9 protein-coding genes are annotated in these 10,361 nt (G+C 59.5%); 3 read left to right on the top strand and 6 right to left on the bottom strand.

Translation table 11 applies throughout. From position 1 onward, the window contains the following. Positions 1-3: 3 nt before the first annotated feature. From ACVWZU_RS00885 to murC, 4 genes are all read right to left on the bottom strand, one after another. Entirely contained in the window at positions 4-1,197 is a 1,194-nt protein-coding gene (locus ACVWZU_RS00885; protein ID WP_457442861.1) for an RNA-guided endonuclease InsQ/TnpB family protein, read from the bottom strand. Between the two features lie 294 nt (positions 1,198-1,491). Further along, positions 1,492-1,758, bottom strand: coding sequence for a hypothetical protein (locus tag ACVWZU_RS00890; RefSeq protein ID WP_457442863.1), 267 nt, complete (start codon positions 1,756-1,758; stop codon positions 1,492-1,494). 119 nt (positions 1,759-1,877) lie between these two features. Further along, positions 1,878-2,864, bottom strand: a complete 987-nt coding sequence (gene murB / locus ACVWZU_RS00895; RefSeq protein ID WP_457442865.1) for a UDP-N-acetylmuramate dehydrogenase — start codon at positions 2,862-2,864, stop codon at positions 1,878-1,880. Between the two features lie 29 nt (positions 2,865-2,893). Beyond that, positions 2,894-4,369 (bottom strand): UDP-N-acetylmuramate--L-alanine ligase, encoded by a 1,476-nt coding sequence (murC, locus tag ACVWZU_RS00900; RefSeq protein ID WP_457442867.1) that lies wholly within the window; start codon positions 4,367-4,369, stop codon positions 2,894-2,896. Between the two features lie 295 nt (positions 4,370-4,664). Here murC and ACVWZU_RS00905 point away from each other — a divergent pair, with 295 nt between their 5' ends. The 3 genes from ACVWZU_RS00905 (at position 4,665) to ACVWZU_RS00915 (ending at position 7,973) form a co-directional block, all read left to right on the top strand. Then, entirely contained in the window at positions 4,665-5,816 is a 1,152-nt protein-coding gene (locus tag ACVWZU_RS00905) for an ABC exporter membrane fusion protein (RefSeq protein WP_457442869.1), read from the top strand. A gap of 9 nt (positions 5,817-5,825) precedes the next feature. Continuing rightward, positions 5,826-7,010, top strand: a complete 1,185-nt coding sequence (devC, locus tag ACVWZU_RS00910; protein ID WP_414342672.1) for an ABC transporter permease DevC — start codon at positions 5,826-5,828, stop codon at positions 7,008-7,010. A gap of 225 nt (positions 7,011-7,235) precedes the next feature. Beyond that, entirely contained in the window at positions 7,236-7,973 is a 738-nt protein-coding gene (locus tag ACVWZU_RS00915) for a DevA family ABC transporter ATP-binding protein (RefSeq protein WP_414383324.1), read from the top strand. On the opposite strand, the gene ACVWZU_RS00920 is transcribed toward ACVWZU_RS00915, so the two are convergent. After that, complete coding sequence (locus tag ACVWZU_RS00920; protein WP_041436472.1) at positions 7,970-8,941, bottom strand: GDP-L-fucose synthase family protein; 972 nt, start codon at positions 8,939-8,941, stop codon at positions 7,970-7,972. The genes ACVWZU_RS00915 and ACVWZU_RS00920 overlap by 4 nt on opposite strands. Positions 8,942-9,038: 97 nt before the next feature. Beyond that, the gene (locus ACVWZU_RS00925) at positions 9,039-10,223 is read right to left on the bottom strand and encodes an NAD(P)/FAD-dependent oxidoreductase (RefSeq protein ID WP_457442872.1); all 1,185 of its coding nucleotides are present in this window, start codon (positions 10,221-10,223) and stop codon (positions 9,039-9,041) included. Between the last annotated feature and the right edge of the window lie 138 nt (positions 10,224-10,361).

Consider the following 10,361-nt stretch of genomic DNA (forward strand, 5'->3'; position numbering starts at 1 on the left):
AAACTACCCGACCCTGACTACTTCGCAGTACAGGGCGGGCTTTCGGTAGCCCTGCAGTTGGCAAGCCAACCACGGACCTCTAGGCTGGTTTACGGCAGCCCCAAGTTTGGCAATCATGTTGGCCCCATTCCAGTCCGCATCCCCTTCCCATCCACAGTGCCCACACTTGAACTGCTTTCCACTGCGGTAGGATTGCGCAGGGTCGGGATGAATGTGCAAACACCGGTGGCAGGTCTGCGACGTGTAGGCAGGCGGCACAAGAATCAGAGAAACCCCTGCAACCCTCGCCTTGTATTCCAGAAACTGGCGTAGCTGGTAGAACGCCCAACTGTTGGCCCTGCGCCGTTCGGTTTTGCTGCGTGGCTGTTGATTGACCCTTTCCCGGATCCCTGTCAGGTCTTCCAGAGCGATAGCGCTGTTGGTAGCTTTTGCCCTAGAGACAATAGCTTTGGAGATGCGATGATTGACCCACACTTGAAAGCGTCTCTCCTTGCCAGACAGCCGTTGCAACAGTTCTCTGCATCTGCGCCGCGAACTGCGTGTGCCCTTACTGGCTTTGCGTTGGAGTACCGCCCTCAACCGGGAGTAGTGGTCTCGTACCTTGTTTAACTGCTGTCCATTCCAGTTCTTCCCCTCTGAGGTATGAGCGATATCTATCCTTCCCAAATCCACCCCGATCACCTTGTCGGTATCTTGTTGCTTGGGTGGTTTTTTCTCTACGCAAATCTGGATGTAGTAGGAGCCATCCTTCCGCTGGACTAGGGTGGCCGATTTGGGGTTAGAGCCAGCCAGCATTCCCCTCTGGTAGTTACCAATGGCTAGCTCAAAGCGTTCTCTCCCTTCAACCGTGGTCAGCGACACCGTCCAGTCTTTTTGACGGAACGAAAAGATGCGAGCGTCGTAGGTAACAAAGCCGCTCTTAAACTCCTTGACGGGACGCTTTTTCTGCTTAGCCACTTTGCGGGAACCCGCTACCCGTCTGCACACCTGTTGAGCCAAGTTACTGGACAAGCCAAACCGGGCTCGAATCTCGTAGTAGCAAAGGGATTGCAGCTTGACCGCGTTGACGATCTTCTCCGGCGTGTTCTGGTTGACCCAATTCAAGGCTTGGCCAAAAGCCTCCAAAGTCGCGTCCAATTTGGCGGCTTGCGACGGGGACACCTTGAGCTTACAGGATATGTTCAGGACTTGGCTCATAAGTTCATTGCACTTCATCAAAGCGCATTCCTCCCGACACCGACCCTACGGGTACAGTGCGGGGCTCCTGCGATTTCTAGCTGATGAAGGGATTGTGGTTTGCAATGGCTCAAAAACTGACGATGCAGCCTGCAGTGGCGAAGGTTTTAACGGAACGGACAGAACACTGGGTGCCCTGGATTCTGGTGGGTTTGGGGGTGTGGATCCTGTTCAAAAATGAGACTTGGAGATGGCTTTTGTCTTAGACTCTGGCCGGGATTTGTTCGTGATAGCGGGACGGGATTCTTTCGAGTTCTAGTCGTTGTGTCGGTCTAGGGAGGGATCCCAGTCCAGATCTTCGTGGCGGTGCTCCCGTTCCCAGCGATGCACCCAGTCCCAAATGCGATAGTGCTGCTCGGCGGTGAGTTGCTTGGGATCTTGGGCCAAAGCGGCAGCCTCTTCTGGGGTGAGCAAAGCAGCCAGGCTGCCGATCTCCACCAAATAGCGGCGTTCTTCCGCAGTGGTGTGGGACTGATTGAGCCGTTGAATTAAACGACGTAAGGTGGCTTCATCTTGACTCATAAGCCGATAGGAAAGAATCGACGAGCATCTAAGCTGGTAAGAACAGTTTAAGAGCAGAATCATCGAAATTATCAAAGTCATCAAAAGAAAGCAGGCCAAATTGCCCAGCCGATGCTCTTCTAATCCTCAAAGGATCCCAGAATGCGCACTTCCGGCTCCAAAAGCACCGACCATTGTTGATAGACCTTTTCCTGGGCCAAGCGAATCAAGCGGTAAATGTCCTTGGCACTCGCCTGATGGCAATTGAGGATGAAGTTGGCATGGCGCTCTGAAATTTGGGCCCCACCGATGCGGTACCCCTTCAAGCCGACCTGCTCGATTAGCCAGCCGGCAGGGTGAGACTCTGGGTTGCGAAAGACGCTGCCACAACTGGGCAAATGATAGGGCTGAGAGCTTAGGCGTTGGTTGAGGTAGCGCTGGGTTTCCCACTGCACCTGGGCCGGATCCCTGTCTGGGATCAATTGCAACGTGGCCCCTGTCACCGTCCAGGGGGAGTCCTGTAGGCGAGAGCGGCGATAGCCAAATTGCAGATCGGCAGGTTCTAGGCGGCAGGGCTCTTGTTCCTCGTCCAAAATCTGCACTTCCACCAGCACATCCGCCATGGCGCGTCCGTGGGCACCCGCATTCATCACCACGGCTCCCCCCAGGGTGCCCGGGATCCCGATGGCCCACTCCAAACCGCTCCAGCCTTGCTTGGCGGCGGCCCGCGACAGATTGACCAAAGGCTCTCCGGCAGCGGCCCAAATTCTCCCCCCTTCCAGCAGTTGGATCCCCCGCAAACGGCGGGTACCGATCACCAGCCCCTTCAACCCCGCATCGCTGATGAGCAGATTGCTACCTGCCCCCAGCAGCGTCGTGGGGATCCCTTCTGCTCGCGCCCAAGCCAAACACTGCTGCAGCTCCAGGTGGCTACGGGGCTCACAATACCACTCCGCTTTGCCGCCCACGCGAAAGGTGGTCAGAGGAGCCAACGGGATCCCCGATTGAATTCGTCCAGATAGCAGAGCCGCCGGCCCGCGGGGGAGAAGCCTGTCTTCAGCGGTAAGACTTGCCGCCTCAGACTCACAGGAACCGTCCCGCTGAGGCACCACCGGAGCCGTCGTCATGATTCAATACCTCAGAAGCAGCTATCTTTTCAGCTGAAGTTTGGATTTTTGGCTTGCCCAGGCTGTTCCCTCACCTGAGCCGCATATGCCCGCATCGTAGCGATTATCTGCTGATTTAAGTCCCCTGCGCCCAAAAAAACGGCGAGATCTCCAGGCTGCAGGACGGACGGCAACACCTCCGGCAATTGCGGCAAAGACGACACATAGCGCACATGGGGATGGTGCTCCGCCACCGCCACGGCCAAGCGCAAGCTGTCGGAACCCTCAGGCGCCGGCTCTCCCGCTCCATACGTAGGCACGATCACCACCACGTCCGCCTCCCCAAAGCAGCGGGCAAAATCTTGGAACAGGGCAGCCAAGCGGCTGTGGCGATGGGGCTGAAACACGGCCACCACCCGCCGCTGTTGCAGACGGGCTGCCTGCAGAGTGGCCCGAATCTCGCTGGGATGGTGGGCATAGTCGTCGATAAAGGTGACTCCACCCACTTCCCCCTTGTGCTCAAAGCGGCGATGCGCCCCCCGAAATTGCGCCAAAGCTGAGGCAATCACCGCAAACTCCAAGCCCAACTGTCGCCCAACGGCAACCGCCGCCAGGGCATTGCTGAGGTTGTGGGATCCCAACACCTGTAGGCGAAGCTGTCCGAGGAGGGATCCCCTTTCCCAAATCTCGGCGCAGGTGAAACTGGCAGTGTAGAGGATTTGGCGAGCTTGGTACTGGGCTTGGGGATGACCGGTCAGGCTGTAGCCCACATCCACCCTCAGGTGAGCCGCCACGTTGGGACAGTCCAGACAGGCCACCAGGGTTTGGCTTTGCTGCCCATACTGTTGAAAAGCCCGGATCACCTGCCCCAAATCGGCGTAGTGATCGGGGTGATCCAGCTCAATGTTGGTGATCACCCCAATCTTGGGATAGAGCCGCACCAGGGATCCATCCGACTCATCCACCTCGGCCACCCAATACTCCCCCTGGCCCAGACGGGCATTGCCATCCCAGGCATCCACTTCCCCGCCGATAATCAAGGTGGGATCCCAGCCCGCCGAGAGCAACACATAGCCGATCATGCTGCTGGTGGTGGTTTTGCCGTGGGTGCCGGCCACCCCAATGCCGGAGCGATGGTTAAACAGAGCCGCCAACAAGTCCGCCCGATGCCAAACCGTCAATCCCTTGCCCAGGGCAGCGGCCAATTCCGGATTGGTGGGGCGAATGGCGCTGGAATAGACCACCTGGGGATCCCCGACCAACCCCTCCAAGCTGTGGCCCTGAAAGAAGCGCACCCCCAAAGCTTCCAGGCGGCGGGTACGGCCATTGGCGACAATGTCGGATCCCGAAACGCGAAACCCTTGTTTAGCCAGGATATAGGCCAGGGCCGACATCCCCACTCCACCAATGCCCACAAAGTGATAGGTGGAAAGCAAGGGATCTAGGGGATCCAAATGCAGGGGCGGAGGCTGAGACCGAACCGGCAACGGCGGGATGGGATCCCCTCCTCCAACTGTTTCCACCATCGCAACTCCACCCCACTCCTAAAACCGCCACACTCCAAAAAAAGGACTGCGTTCTGCTGACTACAAACAGGTTCAAACAGGCCACATCATATCAGGAATCCCCAGGGTTAGGTAGGCCGCGCCTCACCGGCTGCCAATGATCTTCCGGCACCTTGGGGAACCCACAGGGGGTGAAAATACGGTGAGCACAAGCAACACAGAATACAGCTGGACATTTTCATCCCAAAAACTTTACACTTATTTAAGAAAAAGAGGCGGCGTTTGTCGTCTGCAAAGCTACAGCGGGTAAAAGGCCATGAACCCACGAGAGCTTTGGTCGCTGGCAGGAGTCGGGCTGCTTGGTTGTGCCGGTCTGGCATGGCTGGGATTGAGCCAACAGGGAGCCACACAGTCGGTATCGGGAAGTGCAGAGGCAACGGTGGAAATGCGGCTGCCTCCGCAAGTTGGTGCTTTGGGTCGCCTGGAGCCGGAGGGGGAAGTGCTGCGCATTGCCGGTTCCCCCGGAGAACGGCTGGGAGAGCTGCTGGTGGCCGAGGGGGATCGCGTGGTGGCAGGCCAAGTGCTGGCCCGCTTGGAAAGCTACGCCGAGCGGTTGGCGGAGCGAGAGTACGCTGCCGCCCAACTTCAAGAGGCCCGCGCCCGGTTGCAGGCCGAGACCCGTTTCAGTCAGGCCCAAATCCAAGAGGCACGCACCCGCCTCAGCCGTCTGGATGAGCCGCAACAGATGCAAATCCGCTCCCAGGAAGCGGTGGTGGAGCGTATCCGGGCAGAGCTGGCCGATGCCGAGGCCAATCTGGCCCGCTTTCAGGAGCTCTGGCAGGAAGGAGCAATCTCGCAACAAGAGCTGGATCAACGCCGGCTGCTGGTGCGGCAACGACAGGAGGACTTGCGGGCTGCCGAAGCCACCCTGAGCCAACTGCGCCTGGCCCGTGAGCGGGATCTGCTCAATGCCCAAGCCCAAGTCCAAGCTGCCGAGGCGGGACTGAGTCTGGCCCAAGCCCAAGTCCAACTGGGATCCCTGGCCCGCAATCTGGAACTGGCAGAAGCTCGCCTAGAGCGCACCCTCATCCGCGCTCCCCGTGCTGGACAGGTGCTCAAGATCCACACCCGCCCTGGAGAGGTCATCCCCGCCGGCGAGGGCATTCTCGAGCTGGGCAACACTGACCAAATGATGGTGGTGGCCGAGGTCTACGAAACAGACATCTTGCGGGTTCGGCCAGGGCAACGAGCAACCATCAGCAACCGCGCGCTGGCGGAAGCGTTGCAGGGGCAGGTGGAACGGGTTGGCCTGCAAATTGGCAAGAAAGATGTGCTCAACACCGATCCTGCTGCCGATGTGGATGCCCGCGTGGTGGAAGTGTATATCCGCCTGGATCCGGAGAGCAGCGCCCGCGTGGCTGGCCTGACCAACCTGCAGGTGAATGTGGCCATCGATGTCGAGGGGTAGGCTCAGCCCATGTACAGCCTGTTCAGTGTGGCTTTTATCGCCCATCGGATCCCGTTGGCCTGGCTGCAGTTGACGCGGGAGAAGATCCGCCTGCTGGTGGCCCTGGCGGGCATTGCCTTTGCTTGCATCTTGATGTTCATGCAGTTGGGCTTCCAAGACAGCCTGCTGGAAAGTGCCATCCGCTTCCACGTGGCCCTGAAGGGAGAGATCTTCCTGGTCAGCCCTCAGTCCAACGCCCTGATTGCCATGAACACCTTCTCCCAGCGGCGACTCTATCAGGCTTTGGGCTTTGAGGGGGTGCGGGCCATCTCGCCTGTCTATGTGGGCTTTGCCCTCTGGAAAAACCCAGAGACCCGCCGTACCCGCAGCATTTTTGTGGTGGGAGTGGATCCCTCGGCTGATCTGTTGGACTTGCCGGAACTGACGCCGGACAAGCTGGAAGAGATCAAAAAGGCGGACGTGGTGCTGTTTGACCGCCGCTCCCGCAGCGAGTTTGGCCCCATCCCAGAGTGGTTTGAGTCCGGGCGAGAGGTGGTTACTGAGGTGGGAAACCGCCGCGTCCAGGTGGGGGGCCTGTTCGAGATGGGGGCCACCTTTGGAGCCGACGGCACCATCCTCACCAGCGATCTCAATTTCCTGCGCATTTTTCCGCAGCGGGGGCGCGGCCTGGTGGATATCGGCGTGGTGCAACTCCAGCCGGGTGTGGATCCGGATCCCTTGGTGCGGCAGATGCGGGCTTTGCTGCCGGAAGATGTGCGGGTGCTCTCACGGGCGGAGTTTATCGATATGGAGCAAACCTACTGGGAAGAGGGCACAGCCATCGGCTTTATTTTCGGCCTGGGGGTGGGCATGGGCTTTATTGTCGGCATTGTGATTGTCTATCAAATTCTCTACACCGATGTGTCGGATCACCTGGCAGAATATGCCACCCTCAAGGCCATGGGCTACACCGATACCTACCTGCTGGGGGTGGTATTTCAAGAGGCGATCCTGCTGGCCGGCTTGGGGTACATTCCTGCCTTTGCCCTGTCGGTTCTGCTCTACGATTTGACGGCCAATGCCACGTTGCTGCCTATTGCCATGACCTTCAACCGGGCAGTGCTGGTGCTGGGGCTGGCGGTGAGCATGTGTTTCATCTCAGGAGCGATTGCCGTGCGACGGCTGCGGGCAGCCGATCCTGCCGACATTTTCTAGAGTTTTGGCTGTGGGCAGGGCGCCGGGGCGTTGGTAAGTCAATAGTCTGCCAAAGGGGATCGGATGGATGGTGAAGGGTTTGAGCTAGGCTGTCTAAAAACTTCTGGGATCCTCATCAACGCTCTCCGGCCAAAGGTTTCTAAATGGTCTCATCTCAACGCTCCAAATGACGGCCTAAGTGGTCAATGAGTTGTCAACGCAAAGTTTTGAGATTTTGAGTTTCCTATGCTGACTCCTCTTCTCGATCAAGCTGCCCTTGCTTCTGCCCAGAATGCCGTTGAGCCAGTGGTAAAAGCCGAAGGTGTAAACCACTATTTCGGCGAGGGATCCCTGCGCAAGCAGATTCTCTTCGACATTAGCTTTGCCCTGCAGCCAGGGGAGATCGTGCTGCTGACTGGCCCTTCCGGCTCCGGCAAAACCACCCTGCTGACGCTGCTGGGGGCCTTGCGCTCGGTGCAGGAGGGCAGCTTGCGGGTGTTGGGACAGGAGCTGCGGGGAGCTCAGCCCAGTACTCTCATTCAAATCCGCCGCCAGGTCGGGTACATTTTCCAGGCCCATAACCTGCTGCGATCCCTGACGGCAGCCCAAAACGTGCGCATGGCCCTGGAGCTGCACAACGGCCTCTCTCCTCAGGAAGCCCAGCAGCGAGCGGAAGCAATGCTGGCGGCGGTGGGCCTGGGGGATCGCGTCCACTACTACCCGGAACAGCTTTCCGGCGGACAAAAGCAGCGGGTGGCCATTGCCCGCGCCTTGGTTAGCCATCCCAAGCTGGTGCTGGCGGACGAGCCCACGGCAGCCCTAGATAGTAAGTCGGGCCGCGAGGTGGTGACCCTGATGGAGAAGCTGGCGCGGGAGCAGGGCTGCACCATCCTCATGGTGACCCACGACAACCGCATCCTGGACATCGCGGATCGGGTGCTGCACATGGAGGATGGCCGGCTGGAGAGCCAAGGGGTTGCCTAGCTTTGCCCAGAGCAGGCGTGGCGGCGGTACCAGTCGATGGTGCGCTGCAGACCTTCTCGCAGGCCGACTTTGGCCACAAAACCCATCCTCTCTCGGGCTTTGGAGACATCCAGACAGCGGCGGGGTTGGCCATTGGGCTTGTCCGTTTGCCAGCGGATCTCTCCCCGGAACTCCATCAGCTCGCAGATGAGGGCAATCAGATCCCGGATGGAGATCTCTTCACCGGTGCCCAGGTTCAAGGGATCCGCCCCGTCGTAAAGCTGGGTGGCCATGACAATGCCGCGGGCCGCATCTTCAGCGTAGAAAAACTCGCGGGTGGGGCTGCCATCCCCCCACACTTCGACGTAGTTTTGGCCCCGTTGCTGCGCTTCGTGCACTTTGCGGATCAAGGCTGGGATGACGTGGGAGCTTTCGGGGTCGAAGTTGTCCATGGGGCCGTAGAGGTTCACCGGCAGGAGGTAGATGCCGTTGAAGCCGTACTGCTGCCGGTAGGCCTGCAGCTGCACCAGCAGGGCTTTCTTGGCGATGCCGTAGGGGGCGTTGGTCTCCTCTGGGTAGCCGTTCCAGAGATCCTCTTCCTTGAAGGGAACGGGGGTGAACTTGGGATAGGCGCAGATGGTGCCCACGCAGACAAACTTCTCCACCCCGGCCAGGTAGGCGGCGTGGATGAGCTGGGATCCCATGATGAGGTTGTCGTAGAAGAGTTCTGCCGGCTTGGCTTGGTTGAGGCCGATGCCACCCACGTGGGCGGCCAAATGGATGACGATATCTTGCCCTTGCACCACCTCTTGGCAGACTTCCCAACGGCGCAGATCCTGGGTGCGGGAGCGCGGGATGCGCACCTGCTCCGGCTTTACCCCCAGCACCTGCAACTGTTGCAGCACATGTTTGCCCAAAAAGCCGCTGCCCCCTGTGAGCAAAATGCGCTTCTGGCTGAGATCGACGGAGCTGGGCAAGCTGTTGGGCATAGATCCGACGCAGAGAACTTCCGGCTTTCATTATGCTGCAGACGGGATAGCCGTATTCCAGACTTGTTGGCGATGGTCATCGAGAATAGGCAAGGCATCAACTCAAAACCTGGGCAAACCGCGCCGGCGACAGAGCAGGGATCCATTCATCCGCTTGTCCATAGGCTTGTTGGGCGAAGCGACGGGCCAAAGCGGGCACGATGGGCAGGGGGTTGCTGAAGCCGGAAAACAGTTGCAAGCCTTCACAACCGGGCAGGGATCCCACCAGAGGCTGGTGATCAGCGCTGAAGGCCACCAAGCAGTGATACCACCGTCCGGGCAGGTGGGCCAACTTGGGCAGGTAGCGACCGGCTTGTGCCCGGATCTGGGCTTCGCTGGCGGCTGCATCCACCTCGGCATGGGGATCCGTCAATACCCGGCTGATCTGGCCCATGCGAATGCTGCCATCTACAAATTGCAGGATCCCGGCATCCAGAATCGGCGGGCAAAGCTCGTGCCCTGGCTCGTCCCAAAGGGGATCCCGATCGGGATGGGCGGCTTGTCGTTCCAGTTCCAAGCGTTGCACGGGCACGCTCATCACCAACGCTTTCAATTGCAAATCCGAGGGCTCCAGCTCCAGGGATTCGGCATGGGTGTAGTAGATGGGCACCCGGATTCCCGCTTGGCGCAACAGAGCCCGTGTCCAGCCGCCGGCGCACACCACCACCTGGCCTGCTCCGTAGCAGTCGGCTCCGGACTCTACGCCCGTGATGCGCGCTCCCTGCCGCCGCAGGGCCGTTGCTGTTGCGATCAAGAGGGATCCCCCCAATCGTTGCAAGGCTGTTTGAAAGGCCAGCGCCGTCAACAAGGGGTTGATGTGGCCATGCCGAGCCCAGAGGACTACTTCCAGAGCGGCCGGATCCAGCAGCGGCTCCAGCTCGCAGGCTGCCGCCACCGAAATCCGCCGGGGTGGGATGCGACAGTCGGCCAGATCCGCCTCAACGGCCTCTGCATCGTAGCCGGGGGCAATGGGCATGAGCAGATCCAGCTCGCGAAATTGAATATCTGCCTCCAGCTCTTCTGACAGGGTGCGGTAGCGTTGGATCCCTTCTTCCCCCAGAGCTTTGAGCAGCGGCGTTTTGCCCGCCCAATGGGCCAAGCCCCCGTAGCTGTAGCGGGTTGCTCCGTTCAGCACTCCATCTTTCTCCATCAGCAGAACGGATCCCCCCTGGCGGGCCAGTTCATAGCTTAGGGCTGCCCCGGTAATCCCACCGCCGATCAGAATCCAGTCGTAGTTGGCCATCACTTCCCTCTTTGCCCTGAACCTCATCTTGCGGCAAAGAGGCTCAGCTAGAAATCGCAGGAGCCCCGCACTGTACCCGTAGGGTCAGTGTCGGGAGGAATGCGGAAGTTACGATAGAACCATGACCCAAGTCCTGAC

The organism is Thermostichus sp. MS-CIW-26 (genome assembly GCF_054059115.1).